The sequence below is a fragment of the Amycolatopsis sp. SB7-3 genome (assembly GCF_041021335.1).
Taxonomy (GTDB): domain Bacteria; phylum Actinomycetota; class Actinomycetes; order Mycobacteriales; family Pseudonocardiaceae; genus Amycolatopsis; species Amycolatopsis japonica.
The window spans coordinates 72,744-89,025 of the sequence record NZ_JBFPJQ010000006.1; the positions used below are offsets into that span (position 1 = coordinate 72,744).

14 protein-coding genes are annotated in these 16,282 nt (G+C 69.5%); 7 read left to right on the top strand and 7 right to left on the bottom strand.

Features of this window, described 5'->3' with window-relative positions; translation table 11 throughout:
- Genes AB8M46_RS33025 through AB8M46_RS33035 form a run of 3 tightly spaced genes read left to right on the top strand, consistent with a single transcriptional unit; the run spans nucleotide 1 to nucleotide 2,518 of the window.
- Nucleotides 1–441 carry an SgcJ/EcaC family oxidoreductase gene (locus tag AB8M46_RS33025; protein WP_394362758.1) on the top strand — a complete coding sequence of 147 codons (441 nt, stop codon included), beginning with the start codon at nucleotides 1–3 and terminating at the stop codon, nucleotides 439–441.
- Nucleotides 442–471: 30 nt separating this feature from the next.
- Nucleotides 472–1,272, top strand: coding sequence for a siderophore-interacting protein (locus AB8M46_RS33030; protein WP_394362759.1), 801 nt, complete (start codon nucleotides 472–474; stop codon nucleotides 1,270–1,272).
- A gap of 10 nt (nucleotides 1,273–1,282) precedes the next feature.
- On the top strand, nucleotides 1,283–2,518 hold the full coding sequence (locus AB8M46_RS33035; RefSeq protein ID WP_037342800.1) for a serine hydrolase: 1,236 nt from the start codon (nucleotides 1,283–1,285) through the stop codon (nucleotides 2,516–2,518).
- 12 nt (nucleotides 2,519–2,530) lie between these two features.
- Here the strand turns inward: AB8M46_RS33035 and AB8M46_RS33040 are convergent, their stop codons facing one another.
- Nucleotides 2,531–3,994 carry an alpha/beta hydrolase gene (locus AB8M46_RS33040; protein ID WP_394362760.1) on the bottom strand — a complete coding sequence of 488 codons (1,464 nt, stop codon included), beginning with the start codon at nucleotides 3,992–3,994 and terminating at the stop codon, nucleotides 2,531–2,533.
- Nucleotides 3,995–4,167: 173 nt separating this feature from the next.
- On the opposite strand from AB8M46_RS33040, the gene AB8M46_RS33045 reads away from it, so the two are divergent.
- Entirely contained in the window at nucleotides 4,168–5,658 is a 1,491-nt protein-coding gene (locus AB8M46_RS33045; RefSeq protein WP_394362761.1) for an FAD-dependent monooxygenase, read from the top strand.
- A 59-nt stretch (nucleotides 5,659–5,717) separates the two neighbouring features.
- Here the strand turns inward: AB8M46_RS33045 and AB8M46_RS33050 are convergent, their stop codons facing one another.
- The 4 genes from AB8M46_RS33050 to AB8M46_RS33065 are packed head-to-tail and all read right to left on the bottom strand — an operon-like array spanning nucleotide 5,718 to nucleotide 10,467.
- Entirely contained in the window at nucleotides 5,718–6,707 is a 990-nt protein-coding gene (locus AB8M46_RS33050) for a TIGR03842 family LLM class F420-dependent oxidoreductase (protein ID WP_394362762.1), read from the bottom strand.
- A 10-nt stretch (nucleotides 6,708–6,717) separates the two neighbouring features.
- Nucleotides 6,718–8,103 carry a dihydropyrimidinase gene (hydA, locus tag AB8M46_RS33055; RefSeq protein ID WP_037342806.1) on the bottom strand — a complete coding sequence of 462 codons (1,386 nt, stop codon included), beginning with the start codon at nucleotides 8,101–8,103 and terminating at the stop codon, nucleotides 6,718–6,720.
- The gene (locus AB8M46_RS33060; RefSeq protein ID WP_073846488.1) at nucleotides 8,103–8,945 is read right to left on the bottom strand and encodes a nitrilase-related carbon-nitrogen hydrolase; all 843 of its coding nucleotides are present in this window, start codon (nucleotides 8,943–8,945) and stop codon (nucleotides 8,103–8,105) included. The genes hydA and AB8M46_RS33060 overlap by 1 nt, the downstream gene beginning before the upstream one ends.
- The gene (locus AB8M46_RS33065) at nucleotides 8,896–10,467 is read right to left on the bottom strand and encodes an NCS1 family nucleobase:cation symporter-1 (protein ID WP_394362763.1); all 1,572 of its coding nucleotides are present in this window, start codon (nucleotides 10,465–10,467) and stop codon (nucleotides 8,896–8,898) included. The genes AB8M46_RS33060 and AB8M46_RS33065 overlap by 50 nt, the downstream gene beginning before the upstream one ends.
- A 241-nt stretch (nucleotides 10,468–10,708) precedes the next feature.
- Between AB8M46_RS33065 and AB8M46_RS33070 the strand changes: the two genes are divergently transcribed.
- From AB8M46_RS33070 to AB8M46_RS33080, 3 genes are all read left to right on the top strand, one after another.
- Nucleotides 10,709–11,392 (top strand): response regulator transcription factor, encoded by a 684-nt coding sequence (locus tag AB8M46_RS33070; RefSeq protein WP_394362947.1) that lies wholly within the window; start codon nucleotides 10,709–10,711, stop codon nucleotides 11,390–11,392.
- On the top strand, nucleotides 11,389–12,414 hold the full coding sequence (locus AB8M46_RS33075; RefSeq protein ID WP_037342812.1) for a HAMP domain-containing sensor histidine kinase: 1,026 nt from the start codon (nucleotides 11,389–11,391) through the stop codon (nucleotides 12,412–12,414). Before AB8M46_RS33070 ends, AB8M46_RS33075 begins: the two co-directional genes overlap by 4 nt.
- Nucleotides 12,415–12,484: 70 nt before the next feature.
- Nucleotides 12,485–14,047 (top strand): DUF4153 domain-containing protein, encoded by a 1,563-nt coding sequence (locus tag AB8M46_RS33080; RefSeq protein WP_394362764.1) that lies wholly within the window; start codon nucleotides 12,485–12,487, stop codon nucleotides 14,045–14,047.
- A 120-nt stretch (nucleotides 14,048–14,167) separates the two neighbouring features.
- Here AB8M46_RS33080 and AB8M46_RS33085 read toward each other — a convergent pair whose 3' ends face one another.
- Both AB8M46_RS33085 and AB8M46_RS33090 read right to left on the bottom strand, forming a co-directional pair.
- The gene (locus AB8M46_RS33085) at nucleotides 14,168–14,533 is read right to left on the bottom strand and encodes an SSI family serine proteinase inhibitor (protein ID WP_125737397.1); all 366 of its coding nucleotides are present in this window, start codon (nucleotides 14,531–14,533) and stop codon (nucleotides 14,168–14,170) included.
- Nucleotides 14,534–14,592: 59 nt separating this feature from the next.
- Complete coding sequence (locus AB8M46_RS33090; protein ID WP_350573661.1) at nucleotides 14,593–16,215, bottom strand: PucR family transcriptional regulator ligand-binding domain-containing protein; 1,623 nt, start codon at nucleotides 16,213–16,215, stop codon at nucleotides 14,593–14,595.
- Nucleotides 16,216–16,282: the final 67 nt, after the last annotated feature.

A 16,282-nucleotide genomic window follows, 5' to 3' on the forward strand; every position in this document is an offset into this window, starting at 1 on the left:
ATGACCGAACGAAAGAACGAAGTGCTGGCCGTGCTGGGCGAGCTCGCCGACGCGTGGAACGAGGGCGACGCGGCCGCGTACGCCTCGCACTTCACCGAAGACGCCGACTACGTGACCTTCTTCGGGATGAACATGCCGGGTCGCGCGATCATCGAAAGCGCGCACCGTGCCCTTTTCGAGGGACCGCTCCGGGGATCGAAACTGGTCTCGGGCGGCGGTGAGCCGAAGGTCCGGTTCGTCCGGCCGGACGTCGCGATCGTCGTGTCCGGCGGCGGATCGTCGCTCTCGGGCGGAGCACCCGAGCCGGGCCGGGAATCGACGCTGACGTACGTCCTCGTCGAGGAGCCCGGCGGCTGGCGGGTCGCGTCCTTCCAGAACACCCGGGTGAGCGATCCGGCCGCGGGCGCCCCGGCGGGCGGGGAGAGGCGTACGCTCGGTTAGGTTCACCTAAGTCATGAAAAGGGAGTGTGGATGGCCGAGGCGAGGAGAGCGGTGTCGACGACCCGGTTGCGGGTGCTGCGCACCGAGCGGATCACCCCGCACATGGTCCGGATCGTCGCCGGGGGCGAAGGGATCGCGTCGTTCCAGCCCAACGACTTCACCGACGCCTACGTCAAGGTGCACTTCCGGGTGCCCGGCGTCACCTATCCCGAGCCGTTCGACCTGGCGCGGATCCGCGAGGAGCTGCCGCGCGAGCAGTGGCCGCGGATGCGCTCCTACACCGTCCGGGCCTTCGACCCGAATCTCGGCGAACTGGTGCTCGACTTCGTCCACCACGGTGACGAGGGGGTCGCCGGACCGTGGGCCGCCGCCGCGAAACCCGGCGACGAACTGCTGATCTCCGGACCCGGCGGGGCGTACGCGCCGGGCGAGGAGGCGGACTGGCATCTGCTCGCCGGTGACGAGAGCGCCCTGCCGGCGATCGCCGCTTCTCTCGAGGCGATGCCGGCGGGGGTTCCCGTGCACGCGTTCATCCTCGTGGAGGACGCGGGCGAAGAGCAGTCGCTCACCACCAAGGGCGACGCGCGGATCACCTGGCTTCACCGGAGCCGGGGCGACGACCTCGCGGCAGCCGTCCGCGCGCTCGACTGGCGCGATGGTGTCGTGCAGGCGTTCGTCCACGGCGAGGCCGGGTTCGTCCGTGAGCTGCGGCGTCATCTGCTGGACGACCGGGGGATGCGGCGCGACCTGCTGTCGATCTCCGGATACTGGCGGATCGGGAAGACCGACGAGGCGTGGCGACTGGAGAAACAAGCCGAGCGGAACGCGTAGCCTCGGTCGCATGATCGAGCTGAAGGTGGACGTCGACCCGGCCGAGGTGGGTTTCGACGCGGAGCGGCTGCGCCGGATCGACAAGCACTTCGACGGATACCTGGAGCGGAACCGGCTTCCCGGGTATCTGGCCGTGGTGACCAGGAACGGGAAGGTCGCGCATCTCGCGGCGAACGGGCAGCGCGACATCGAGGCCGGGCTGCCGGTCGAGACCGACACGATCTGGCGCATCTACTCGATGACCAAGCCGGTCACGTCGGTCGCCGCGATGATGCTCGTCGAAGCGGGACTCATCGATCTCAAGGATCCGATCTCCCGCTGGCTGCCGGAGTTCTCGGAGCCGCGCGTCTTCGCCGGAGGCTCGTCGGTGAAGCAGGCGACCGTGCCCGCGACCGAACCGATCCGCCTCTGGCATCTGCTCACCCACACCGCGGGGCTCACCTACGGGTTCCACCGCACGCATCCGGTCGACGCGGCCTACCGCGACGCCGGCTTCGACTTCGGCACCGCGCCAGGGCTCGACCTGGCCGGTGTCTCCGAGGCGATCGCGCGGCTGCCGCTGCTGTTCGAGCCGGGTTCGGAATGGAACTATTCGGTCGCGACGGACATCCTCGGCAGGCTGATCGAGGTCGTCTCCGGTCAGCCGCTCGACGTCTTCTTCGCCGAGCGGATCTTCACCCCGCTCGGCATGCACGAGACGGGGTTCCAGGCCGCCGCCGGCGATCTCGACCGGCTGGCCGCGCTCTACGTGCCGCATCCGGTCACCAAGGAGCCGTTCCGTCACGACGAGATGGGCGCACTCGGCCGAGTCGCGCCCACGTGTTTCTCGGGAGGCGGAGGGCTGGTCTCCACGGCGGGTGACTTCCACCGGTTCGCCCAGATGCTGGTGCGCGGCGGCGAACTCGACGGTGTCCGCCTGCTCGGCCCGCGCACGCTCCGGCTCATGGCGACCAACCACCTGCCCGGCGGCGTGGATCTGGAGACCTGCGGCCGGACCGGATTCTCCGAGGCGCCGTACGACGGTTTCGGCTTCGGGCTCGGTTTCTCCGTCCTCGACGACCCGGTGAAGGCCAAGACCCTCGCCAGTGCGGGCGAGTTCGCCTGGGGTGGCGCGGCGAGCACGGCGTTCTGGGTCGATCCGGACGAGGACATCACGGTCCTGTTCTTCACTCAATTGCTGCCGTCGTCGACGTACCCGATCCGCGTCGAATTGAGGAACCTGGTGTATCAAGCCTTGGTCGACTGAGGGGAAGCCCGCCTACCTGGCGTCGAAAGGCGCGTGATCCGGGGCGCAGACGGTGCCGCGTGCCGGAAGGCGTCCGTGGGTCAGGTAGGCGTCGACGGCCGCGTCGACACAGGCGCTGCGGTTCAACGCGCCGTGCCCCCACGCGTCCAGCGTCAGGAGCCGGGCGTTGCCAAGGATGCGTTCGGTGCGCTCCGCCCCGGCGTACGGGGTTTCCGGATCGCCCTTGCCGTTGGCCAGCAACAGGATCGGCGCGGTCGGCCGGTTCCACGGTCCCGTGTACCGCGCGTCGTCGGTGGCGGGCCAGAAGGCGCACGGCAGGGAGAGATACGTGTCGTACGAACCGAAACCGCGGCCTTCCCGGTCGGCCGCGCGGGCGGCGCGGGGCCAGGCGGCCGGGTCCCGCGGATTCGCGGTGTCCGCGCAGATCGTCCCGCCGCCACCCATCACGGAATCGAATGGTGTCGGGATGGCCTTCGCCGCGATTGGTTTCGTCGCGGACTGGAGGAATTCCGCCAGCGCTGGGGAATGGGCCTCGTCGGTCAACGCGTTGTGGGTACGCCGGACGACGTCCTGATAGGTGATCGGTCCCGGTGTGGCTTCGAGCCGGTCGAGGAGCGCGTCGTACTTGGCCCGCAGATCAACCCTCGGCTCGCGGAACGCGCACCGGACGTCGGCCGCGCACGTGTCGAGGAAGGCCTGCAGCGCGCGGTCCGCGTCCCGGAAACCGCCGAGCCTGGTGCTGAACGGGACGTTCGCGTCCTCCGGGCGGTACCCGGTGGACCAGGCGATCGGATCGTCGACGGCGTCCAGTGCCAAGGCGCCGACCCGATGCGGGAACAGGTTGGCGTACACCTCGCCGACGTAGGTGCCGTAGGAAAGCCCGTAGTAACGCAGGCGGGGCTCGCCGACGGCTTGGCGCATCCGGTCGAGGTCCCTGGCGACGTTCGCGGTCGACAGGTGGTTCAGCAGCGGCCCGGCGTTGCGGCCGCAGGAGGCGGTGACCTCGCGGGCGTCGGCGAAATGCCGGATCTCCTGCTCGGCGGTGATCGGGAAGGTGCCCAGGATTCGTTTGAGGGGAGCGGTTTCCGCGTCGCTGGTGAAGCACCGGACCGGTGTGCTGGCGCCGACGCCGCGCGGGTCGAAGCCGACGATGTCGAATTGCCGGTGCAGGGACGGGGTCTGGAACCTGCTGAAGCGGCCGTGGTTCCCGGGGCCGCCGGGGTTGGTGAAGAGGGTGCCGCGTTTGTGCTTCCGGTCCGTCGCCGGGAGACGGCCGAGCGCGATGGTGATCCGCGGGCCGTCAGGGTCCTGATAGGACAACGGGACCTCGATCTCGGCGCAGTCGTAGCCCGGTGGCGAGCCGGACGGACAGGCGCCCCAGGCGAGACCTCTCGGCGCGGCCGAAGCCGCGGGCGTGATCGTGAGGACGGCGAGTGCGGAAAGTGTGAGCGCGGCGGCGACGCGGATTCTGGTCACCGGGCCAGCGTCTCGCCTCGCGGGCGCGCGATCCCTGGTGCCTGTACCCGGAAAGATGGTGGGTACGCCCCTCCATGTTCAACATATAGCGCACCCAGGGGCTTGCGGCAAGACCCCGGTGATGCCGCAGAATCCTCGGCCGTAGCCAGAACAGGCCGAACAGGAGTGAAGATTTGACGGACGTCGACGTGATCATCGTGGGTGCCGGCCCGACCGGTCTGATGCTGGCCGCCGAACTGCGGCTGGCCGGTGCGCGCCCGCTGGTCCTGGAACGGCGGCCGGAACAGGGGAAGACTCCGAAGGCCCACGGCCTCAGCGGGCAGATCCTGGACCTGCTGCACCATCGCGGCCTGCTGGAGAAGGTGCGGGGGCTCGTCACCGATCCCGTGCCGCCGCACCGCTTTCCCTTCGGTGGGGTCCACGTCGACCTCACGCGGTTCGACGAGCCGCCGCTGAAGGCGCTTTCGGTACGGCAGCAGGCTCTGGAGCGGCTGTTGGAGGAGCACGCCACGGAACTCGGCGCGGAAGTGCGTCGCGGGCACGAGGTCGTCGGGCTGCGCCAGGACGACGTGTCGGTGACCGCCGAGGTGCGCGGCCCGGACGGGACGTACGAGGTCACCGCCCCGTATCTGGTCGGGTGCGACGGTGGGCGCAGCCCCGTCCGGGCGATGGCGGGGATCGGCTTCCCCGGCACCACCTATCCCGAGGTGAACCGGATCGGGCAGGTCAAGATCCCCGAGGGACTGACCGTGCACGACAACGGCGACATCGAGACGCCGGAGCTGGGTCGGATCAAGGCGGGTTTCACCCGCACCGACACCGGCGTGTTCGCGCTCGGATCGCTGACGCCGGGGATCGTGTTCATCCAGACCACGGAGGACGATCCCGGCGAGATCGACGACGACGTGCCGATGACCCTGGCCGAACTCGGGGACAGCATCCGCCGCGTGCTCGGCGGGGACGTCCCGCTGGGCGAGCCGGTCCGGCTCTCGCGCTACCAGTTCTCCGCCCGCCAGGCCGAGCGCTACCGCGAAGGCCGGATCCTGCTGGCGGGCGACGCGGCCCACCTGCTGCCCTCCACCGGCACGGCGATCAACGTCGGCATGTCCGACTCGGTCAACCTCGCCTGGAAGCTGGCCGCCGAGATCCAGGGCCGGGCACCGGAAGGACTGCTGGACACCTATCACGCGGAACGGCACGCCGCCGGTGCACGTGCACTGCTGCAGTCCCGGGCGCAGGTCGCGTTGCGGCGTGGGCACGACGAAGCCGCCGAAGCGCTCCGCGCGGTCTTCCAGGAACTGCTGGACGACGAGTCGGCCGCGCGACGGCTGGCGTCCCATGTCGCCGGGACCGACACGCGCTACCCGATGCCGGGTTCCGCGCACGCGCTCGCCGGCATGTTCGTCCCGGATCTCGCGCTGGAGACCGACGACGGGGCGACCAGCGTCGCCGAGCTGCTGCGCGGGGCGCGGCCGGTGCTGCTCGACCTCGCGGGACGGCCCGATCTGCGTGAACTCGCGCAAGGCCGCGCCGACGTCCACACCGCGAAGGCCGAGGACAGGCCCGCCGACGTCCTCCTGATCCGCCCGGACGGCTACGTCGCCTGGGCGGGCGACGACGCGGATGGCCTGCGTGAGTCCCTCGCCGCCTGGTTCGGCGCCTGACCCCACGCATTTCGTCCTCTGAATGCGGAAGAACGCATTCAGAGGACGAAATGCGGGTGTCAGTGGTTGATGACTTCCGAGCCGTAGCGCTTCAGGGTTTCCTCGCGCTGGTCGTGCATCAGGTACAGCGAGAACTGGTCGACACCGAGCGAAGCCAGCTCCTCCAGCCGTTCGACGTGCGCCGACGACGGCCCGAGCAGGCAGAACCGGTCCACGATCTCGTCCGGGACGAAGTCGGTCGACGGATTCCCCGCCCGCCCGTGGTGCGAGTAGTCGTAGCCCTGCCGCTCACGGATGTAGTCGGTCAGCTCGTGCGGCACCGGCCCGGAATCGCCGTACCGCGCCACGAGATCCGCGACATGGTTGCCGACCATCCCGCCGAACCAGCGCAACTGCTCGCGTTGATGCGCCAGATCGTCGCCGACGTACGCCGGGGCCGCGAGGCAGATCGTGATCCCGGCCGGATCCCGTCCCGCCGCGCGAGCGGCCTCGCGGACGGAACCGATGGTCCATCGGGCGATCGCGGGATCGGCGCACTGCAGGATGAAGCCGTCAGCGTGTTCGCCGACGGTCTTCAGCGCCTTCGGCCCGTAACCCGCCATCCACATCTCAAGCCTGCCGTTGCGGATCCACGGGATCTGCACCGGCTTGTCCCGCAACAGGACCTCGCGTCCTTCGGCCAGCTCCTTGACCACGTGCATGCAGTCGCGCACGGTGGCCAAAGTGGACGGTGGCATGCCGACCACCCGGTGCGCCGAGTCGCCGCGGCCGATCCCGCACACCGTCCGGTTGCCGTACATGTCGTTGAGCGTGGCGAAGGTCGACGCCATCACCGACCAGTCCCGCGTGGCCGGGCTGGTCACCATCGGGCCCACGATCATCGACGACGTCGCCGCGAGGATCTGCGAGTAGATGACGAACGGCTCCTGCCACAGCACACACGAGTCGAAGGTCCAGCCGTAGCGGAACCCCTGGTCCTCGGCGGCCTTCATCAGCCGCACGAGGTCGCGCGCGGGCGGGTCGGTCTGGAGAACAATCCCGAAATCCACGGCCACCGCCTCAGTTCAGGTACTGGTTCAGGTCGCGCGAGAGGAATTTCCCGTGCGTCGTACTGCCCGAGAAACCGGACGGCGACACCACCACGCGCCCGCGCGAGAGCACGGTGTCGACCTTGCCGGTGATCTCCATGCCCTCGTAGGCCGAGTAATCCACGTTCATGTGATGCGTTTCGACCGACAGGGTCTGCTTCGCCGCCGGGTCGTAGACGACGATGTCCGCGTCGGAACCCGCCGCGATCACCCCCTTGCGCGGGTACAGCCCGAACATGCGCGCCGGGGTGGTCGAGCAGGTCTCGACCCAGCGTCCGAGCGTGAGCTCGCCGGCCACGACCCCTTGGTGCAGCAGGTCCATCCGGTGCTCGACGCCGGGGATCCCGTTGGGGATCGCGCGGAAGTCGCCGCGGCCGAGTTCCTTCTGGTCCTTGAAACAGAAGGGACAGTGATCCGTCGACACCACCGAGAGATCGTTGGTCCGCAGCCCTCGCCACAGATCCGCCTGATGCGACTTCTCGCGCAGCGGGGGAGAGGCGACGTACTTCGAGCCCTCGAAATCCGGCTTCGCCAAGTCCTCGATGGACAGATACAGATACTGAGGACACGTCTCCGCGAAGACGTTCTGCCCGTCGTTCCGCGCTTCCGCGACCGCCGCCAGCGCCTGCGACGCCGAGAGGTGCACGATGTACAGCGGCGCCCCGGTCACCTTGGCCAGCTGGATCGCGCGCGAGGTCGCCTCGCCCTCCAGTTCCGGCGGGCGGGTGAGCCCGTGCTGCACCGGGTCGATCTTCCCGGCCGCGAACGCCTGCGCGGCGAGTTGGTCGATCGCGATGCCGTTCTCCGCGTGCATCATGATCGTCGCGCCGATCTCGCGCGCCTTCTGCATGGCCAGCAGGATCTCGCCGTCCGTGGAGTAGAACACCCCCGGATAGGCCATGAACATCTTGAAGCTGCCGACCCCGCCGTCGACACAGGCCTGCATCTCCTTCAACGACGAATCGTTGACGTCGGAGACGATCATGTGGAAGCCGTAGTCGATGGCGCAGTTGCCGTCGGCCTTCTCGTGCCATTTGTCCATAGTGGACAGCAGTGAGGTGCCCTTGGCCTGGACGGCGAAGTCGATGATCGTGGTCGTCCCGCCCCACGCCGCCGCCGTCGTCCCGGTGCCGAAGGTGTCGACGGAATGCGTTCCGCCGAACGGCATCTCCATATGGGTGTGCGCGTCGATCCCGCCGGGCAGGACGTACTTCCCGGTGGCGTCGATGGTCTCGTCGGCGGGCCCCAGCGTGCCGGGGGCACCGACGGCCGAGATCGTCTCGCCGTCGACGAGGACGTCCGCCGCCGAAGCGCCCATCGTGGACAGCACCTGCCCGCCGCTGATGAGGGTGGTCATCACGCCTCCGCGAGGGGTCCGTAGCTGTCGGGACGCCGGTCCCGGTAGAAGGCCCACAGGTCCCGCACTTCGGCGAGCTTGCCCATGTCGAGATCGCGGACGACGATCTCCTCCTCGGTGTCGGACGCGGCTTCGCCGACGAGCTGGCCGCGCGGGTCCGCGAAATACGACTGGCCGTAGAAGTCGTTGTCGCCCAAGGGTTCCACCCCGACACGGTTGATCGTACCGACGTAGTACTCGTTCGCGACGGCGGCCGCGGGCTGCTCCAGCCGCCACAGGTACTCCGAAAGACCCCGGCTGGTCGCCGACGGGTTGAACACGATCTTCGCCCCGGCCAGGCCCAGCGCCCGCCAGCCCTCCGGGAAGTGCCGCTCGTAACAGATGTAGACGCCGATACGGCCGACGGCGGTGTCGAACACCGGGTAACCCATGTTCCCGGGCCGGAAGTAGAACTTCTCCCAGAAGCCCTTCACCTGCGGGATGTGGTTCTTGCGGTGCTTGCCGAGGTAGGTGCCGTCGGCGTCGATCACCGCGGCGGTGTTGTAGTACACGCCGGGCTGCTCGACCTCGTACATCGGCACGACCAGCACGACACCGTGGCGTTCGGCGACCTCCTGCATGAGCTTCGTCGTCGGCCCGTCGGGGATGCCTTCGGTGTAGGAGTAGTAGTCGGTGTCCTGCACCTGGCAGAAGTACGGGCCGTAGAACAACTCCTGCAGGCAGACGACCTGCGCGCCCTGCGAAGCGGCCTTGCCGATGGCATCGACCGCGTTCGCGATCATGGACTCCTTGTCACCCGTCCACCGCTGCTGGATCAATCCGGCTCGGACCACGTCGCTCACTTGCATCCTCCTCGATTTCGGTGGTGCGCTTGCGTTCGGGCAGGGACAGCAGCAGGTAGACGACGAAGGCGCCCGCCAGGCCGACGACCCAGTTGTAGTCGTAGAGGGGTTTGAGGAACGGGATCAGCCCGTCGGCGGGGAACGGCCCGCCGTACGCGCCGCCGACCGCGAGCACGGCGCCGACCAGCGTCGCGACGAGCGCACGCCAGTTCCAGCCGCCGTTGAACCAGTAGATCCCGCGTTCGGTGTACAGATCCCGCAGGCGCAGCTTGGTGCGGTAGACGACCCAGTAGCCGGCGACCATCACCCCGGCGACGGCGCCGAGCAGGCCGCCGTAGAAGCCGAGCCACGCGAAGATGTAGATGTTCGGGTCTGAGTAGAGCCGCCACGGCTGGATGACGATGCCGATGATGCCGGTGATCAGCCCGCCGACCGCGAACGTGATCTTCTTCGGGAAGGCGTTGGAGAAGTCGTAGGACGGGCTGACCACGTTGGCCGCGAGGTTCGCCGACACGGTCGCCAGTACCAGCGCGACCAGCGCGACCACCACGACGACCGGGGAATCGAACCGGTCGGCCAGTTTCGCCGGATCCCAGATCTGCTCGCCGTAGAGGACGCTGCCGCCCGAGGTGGTCAGGATGGCCACGATCGCGATGAACGTCATCGTGGTCGGCAGGCCGAGGATCTGGCCGCGGACCTGCTTGCCCTGGCTGCCGCCGAACCGGGTGAAGTCCGGCATGTTCAGCGAGAGCGTCGACCAGAACGCGATCATCGCCATCAGCGACGGGGCGAACACCTTCCAGAAGTCCGGCCCCCAGCCGAGTTTCCCGGGTTCGGACAGGATCGGGCCGAGCCCGCCCGCCTTGACCAGCACGTAGCCCAGCAGGATCAGGAAGCCGACCGACACCAGCGGAGCCGTCCAGTTCTCGAACCGGCGGACCGCCTCCATCCCGCGCCAGATGATGAGCATCTGGAACAGCCAGAAGAGGCCGAACGAAAGCCACAGTGTCCAGTGCTGGCCGAGGACGACGGTGGAGTCCTTCCAGCCGGACCCCGCCAGCCGTCCGACGATGATGTAGATCGCCTCGCCGCCGACCCAGGTCTGGATGCCGAACCAGCCGCACGCGATGAACGCCCGCAGCAACGCCGCCAGATTCGCGCCGCGCATCCCGAAGAAGGCACGGGCGAACACCGGGAACGGGATGCCGTACTTCGTCCCGGCGTGGCTGTTGAGCAGCATCGGGATCAACACGATCAGGTTGCCGATGGTGATGGTGAGCAGCGCCTGCACCCAGTCCATGCCGAGCGCGATCAGCGACGCCGCGAGCGCGTAGGACGGGATGTTGTGCGCCATGCCCATCCACAGCGCGAAGTAGGTGTACGTGGTCCAGGTCCGCTTTTCGACCGGGACCGGGGCGAGTTCTTCGTTGTAGAAGCGGCTGTCCTTCAAGGACTCGACCTCGCCGAGTTCCACCCGGCCATCAGGATGCACGTGCTGCGTACCGCGTGCCGTCGGCTCCATTGCGGAATCGTGCTCGCCCGCGCCGCGCGGGTGGGACTGGCAGACTGTTCACTGTTGAGGGTGTCGGAACGCAGACTGTCGATTGCGTTCGAAGGCCACTGGTGCATGACCTGCGTCACACACACGGACGTAGCAATCCGGCAAACCGGCCGAAACATCTCCACAGGATCTCCACAGCTCACCCGGATGGTCTCCACGGCCGATGCCTACAGTCATCCCCATGGAACTGGGAGGACGCCGGGTGCTGGTCGTCGAGGACGACGTGACCATCGCGGAGAGCATCGCCGCGCGTTTGCGGGCCGAAGGTTTCTCGGTCGATCTGGCGCACGACGGCCCGTCCGGTGTGGAGACGGACGCCGAGCGGGAGCCGGACCTGGTGGTGCTCGACGTGATGCTGCCGGGCTTCGACGGGCTGGAGGTCTGCCGCCGGGTCCAGGCCCGCCGCCCGGTCCCGGTGCTCATGCTGACCGCCCGCTCGGACGAGACGGACATGCTGATCGGTCTCGGCGTCGGCGCGGACGACTACCTCACCAAACCGTTCTCGATGCGGGTGCTCTCGGCGCGGGTGCACGCGCTGTTGCGCCGCGTCGAACGGTCAGCGCGCGCCGAGGGCGAGGAAGCGGGCACGAAGATCGTGCTCGGCGACCTCGAAATCGACGTCGACCAGCGGCGGGTCACGCGGGCGGGCACCCAGGCACAGCTGACGCCGATCGAGTTCGACCTCCTCGTCCACTTCGCGAAACGCCCGAGGGCGGTGCAGCCGAGGGAACGGCTGCTCAGCGAGGTGTGGGACTGGGACGTCGCGGGCACCGGTTCGGGCACCCGCGCGGTCGACAGCCACATCAAGGCGCTGCGCCGCAAACTGGGCGCCGACCTCATCCGCACCGTGCACGGCGTGGGATACGCCCTGGAGGTGGGATCGTGAAGCTCCGCCCGCTGCTCGGCCGCGTGGTCGACGCGCTCCCGAGACCGCTCGACCCGGTCCGCTCCATCAAGCTCAAGCTCGCGATCCTGCTGGTGTCGTCGGGCGGGATCGCGTTCGCCTTCTTCAACTGGCAGATCGGCTGGCTGCCGCCGCGGACCACGATCGCCGCCATGGTGCTGGCCGTGGTCACCTCGCAGATCCTGGCGCACGGGATGACCAGGCCGCTGCGGGAGATGACCGCCGCGGCCCGCGCGATGGCCAAGGGCGACTACACCCGGCGGGTCCGCGCGACCGCCCGCGACGAGGTCGGCGAGCTGTCGCACGCCTTCAACCAGATGGCCGCCGACCTGGACGCCTCGGATCAGCGCCGCCGCGAGCTGATCGCGAACGTCTCCCACGAGCTCCGCACCCCGATCACCGCGCTGAACGGGGTGCTGGAGAACCTGGTCGACGGGGTCGCCGAACCCGATCCGGCGACGCTGAAGACCGCGCTGCAGCAGACCGAACGGCTCGGCAGGCTGGTCTCGGAACTGCTGGATCTCTCCCGGATCGACGCGGGCGCCTTCCCGTTGCAGCTGGAGGAGTTCGATCTCGAACTGCTCCTGGAGGAGGTCGCCACCGAAGCCGGGGTCACCGGTCGCGGCGTGCGGTTCTCCGTCGACGTCCAGCCGCCCGGCGCGACCGCTGTGGCCGACCGCGGCCGGCTCTACCAGGTCGTGGTCAACCTGCTCGACAACGCCGTCCGGCACGGACCCGCCGGGGGAGAGGTCCGGGTGCGGGCGGAGGCCCGCGAGGCCGACGTCGTCATCGAGGTCGAGGACGAAGGCCCCGGCATCCCGCTTGGAGAGCGGGACAGCGTGTTCGAGCGGTTCACCCGCGGTGAGCGGGCCGGCGGCGGGGGCACCGGCCTCGGGCTCGCGATCGCGCGGTGGGTGGTGGACCTGCACGACGGCAGCATCGCCGTCGTCACCCCCGAAGGACGGCCGGGCTGTGTCATCCGCGTCGTGATCCCCGTTCCCTAGTTCCCCGGTCGCTTCATTCGGGCGGCCGCGCACGGCCAACGTGATGTGCTTTCGCAAACTGGAGGATTCGATGAGCGAAGAGCAAGAGGAGAAGCAGGCGCACGCGTCGCCGCCCTCGGCGACGACCACCCTGCCGCCCGCCCCGCCGGTACCGCCCGTGCCGGTGCTGATGCGGCCGCGGGTACCGCCGAAGTCGGCGATCGTCCCGCTGCCCGCCTCCGTACTGCCCGCGGCGGTCGCGGCCGGGCTCGTCACCGCGGTCGTCATGCCGGACGACCCCGGGGCGGGCTGGTTCGTGGCCGGGTTCGCCTTCGCGGTGGCCGTCTACTTCGCCGACAAGCGCGCCCGTGGTGACGCCGAGCCGCATTTCGGGCTGGTCAACGCGGTCTGGGCGGCGGCCGCCCTCGGCCTGCTCGCGGTCGGGATGCTCCGCGCGTCGGTGTGGCTGAACGTCTTGTGCGTGCTGGCGGCCTTCGTCGCGGGATCCCTCGCCGTGGTCGGGAAACGCACCGTGAACACGATCTTCTACGACGTCTTCGCGGTCCCCATCGAAGCGCTGCTTTCGATCCCGTGGGTCGGGCGCGGGCTCACGAAGCTCGGCAAGAAACAGGAAGGCCGGACACGGCCGAGGTTCCTCGTGCCGGTGCTGGCGAGCGCCTTGCTGCTGCTGGTGTTCGTCCCGCTGTTGCGGGGCGCGGACGCCGCGTTCGCGAGCGTCGTCGACGCGGTGATCCCCGAACTGAACCCGGGAACCTTCGTGCGCTGGGGTTTCCTGTTCGTGGTGGCCGTGTTCGCCGTCACCGGGGCGTGTTACCTGCTGGCGGCGCCCCCGCTGCCCGCCGCCGAAGACGCGCCGCGCAAACGGCTCGCGCACCGGCTCGAATGGACGTTGCCGCTGGGTGTGCTGGTGCTGCTGTTCACGAGTTTCGTCGTGGTCCGCCTGGTCGTGTTGTTCGGCGGCACCGAATACCTGCTGGCCACGAGCGGCCTGACGGCGGCCGAGTACGCCAGGAGCGGGTTCTGGCAGCTCTCCGCCATCACCGTGCTGACCCTGCTGCTGGTCGCCGCCGCTCTCCGCTGGGCGCCGAAGACCTCGGTGGCCGATCGTGCCTGGCAGCGCGGGTTGCTCGGCGCGTTGAGCGTGCTCAGCCTGGTGCTGGTCGCGTCGGCGTTGAGTCGCATGTGGACATACCAGCAGGCGTACGGGTTCACCGTGCTGCGGCTGCTGGTCGAGGTCTGCGAGCTCTGGATCGGCCTGATCTTCCTGCTGGTGCTCGCGTCCCTGATCCCGCTGCGGTCGGCCTGGCTGCCGCGCGCGGCCATCGGAGCGGCCGTCGCGGCACTGCTGGGGCTGGCCGTGCTCGATCCGGAACGGTTCATCGCCGACCGCAACATCGACCGGCTCGCGCACGGCAAGACACTCGACACCACTTACCTGTCACGGTTTTCCGCCGACGTGGTGCCGTCGGCCGACCGGCTCCCCGAGCCGCTGCGGTCCTGTGTGCTCGGACCGGTCGTGCGGGAAATCCCGGAAGATGATTGGCGCGAATGGAACCTGAGCCGGTCCCTCGCGCGTCAGACCCCCGTCACCGCGAAGGACGGGACCGGCTGCCGGTACGTGATCCGTCCTTGAGTGGTGACCCACGGCCTTGATCGCCCTCTTTGGGGGTGAGGGCGATCAAGGCGGCGGTGAACGGCGCCGCCGGGCCACCGAGGGGGAGGTCCGGCGGTCACCTCGTCGGAAGTGCCGTGGTCAGAAGGTGAAGACGCCGGCCGACTCGGCGTCGGCGACACACCGGTTGGCGTACGAGGTGCGGAAGGTGACCGGTTCGCCGCGCCATTTGCCGACCGCGGAGACGTCCACCGGCGAGTATTCGAGGGTGCAGGCCCGCGGTTCCGGACGGAGCTTCTCGAACTTTCCGTCCACTTCGGACAGTTTGCCGCAGGCGTTCCCGCGCGTGGGATGGGAGCCCCCGGTGGGCCCGCAGGTGAGCGAGACGGTGCCGATCCGGCCCCGGGTGTCGTGGCTGGTCAGCTGAAACGTGGATTCGGCGGGTTGCGCCGGGGCCATACAGGCCAGCGCGAGCACGCAGGCGCCGATCGGTTCGAAGAAAGCCATATCAACCCTATCGGCTGACGTGGCCCGATCACTGTGTTCCACGCTCGGGTGAGATTTGCTCACCCGGACGTGTGGTCGTCCGCTTTTCGAATGTCGTGGGCGAGCAAAGCGACATAAAGCGAGAGCATCGACTCCGGATCTTCGAGCCGCACGCCCAGGACCTGCTCGATCCGGGCCAGCTGCTGGTAGTACGCGGTGCGGGAGGTGTGCGCGGCGGCGGCCGCCGCGGACTTGTTGCCGCCGTGCTCGCAGTAATGCCTCAACGCCTGAACGAGTCTGCTGCCCTGCGCGGCGTCCCGGCTCAGCAACGGGCCGAGCTCCCGCGCGGCGAACGCGGTGATCCGTTCGTCGCCTGCCAGCAGATGCAGCAGTCCTCGCAACCGGACGTCGTCGAGCCGGTGGAGCACGCGTTCGACGTTCTCGGCGAGCGCCGCGGCGGCGACCTGCGCGGCTTCGACGAGTGTCCGCCGCGCCTCGGCGGGCCCGCTGCCCGTGGTCCCGACCGCGACCACCGCGGGCGCGCCGGCGCGGGCCTCGTGGACGTCGGTGGCCAGCCGTCGCAGGACCGCGTCGACCCCCGCCTCCGGCGAGAGCGCGATCAGCGCGCGCACCTGGGTGTCGTCGGTGGCCACCAGTGCGGACACCTTGGCGTGCCGCGCGGCGAGCACCGTCGCCTCGGCGAGTTCCCGCAGCAGCACCGGGGTGGACTGCGCGGTTTTGGCGGTCACGGTGATCCGGGGCCGCACGGCGACCCCGACCAGCAGCCGCCCGGTGAGCGGGACACCCAGCGCGGAGGCCCGCGCGGTCAGTTCGGCGGGCGGCACCGGGTTCGCCAGCAGTTCGGTCAGGATCGCGCGGTGCGCCTGGCGTTCGAGGCTGTCGGTGTCCTTCGCGACCAGCCGGTGCACCGCGAGCGCGGACGCCGCCCGTTCGGCGACCACGACGTGCCGGTGTGGCGGCGGATCCCCGCAGACGACGACCAATCGTCCCCAGTCGTGCCCGCGCGCGCCGACCACGGTGATCAGCCAGCCCGCGCCCTGGTGGTAGCCGGTCCGCTCGCCGACTTGCACCGGGCGCGACCGGGACGGCCAGCCGGGCAGCAGTTCACCGGGATCGGTCCCCGCCGTGTCGTAGGCGAGGACCTCGTGCGAGAGCGTCTCCAGTACGACGGGATGTTCGGTGAGCCTCGCGACCTCGCGCAGGATTTCGCCCGGCTCGGCCCCGGCGATCGTGAGCGCGGTGAAGGTCTCGTGGACTCGCTCAGCCGCGCGTAGTTCGTCGACCTGGGCGTCGACGATCAGTCCGTTCACCGCCTCGGTGACCGACACGAACCGCGTCTCGCGCGAAAGGGTGATCAGCGGGACACCGTGGCGGTCCGCGGCGTCGACCAGCGCGGGCGGCAGCTTCTCGCTCCAATGCCGGACCAGTTCGACGACGATCCCGGCGACCCCGATCCCCGCCAGGTCACCGACGTACCTGGCCAGCGCGGCGCCGTCGTCGGGCAGCGCGACCCCGGTGGTGAGCACGAGTTCCCCGCCCCGCAGCAACGGGGCGATGTCCGCGACCTCGGCGACGTGCGCCCAGCGGACCGGCGCGTCCAGCCCCGCCGCCCCCGCCACCACATGGGGCCTGCCCTGACGCAGCACCGGCAGCGCGAGCACCTCGGCGACGGTCGGGTACATCGGCCTCCCACCCGGTTCGACAACGCTGGAGACAGACTGTACGGGCGGGACCGGGAGTCCGTACACG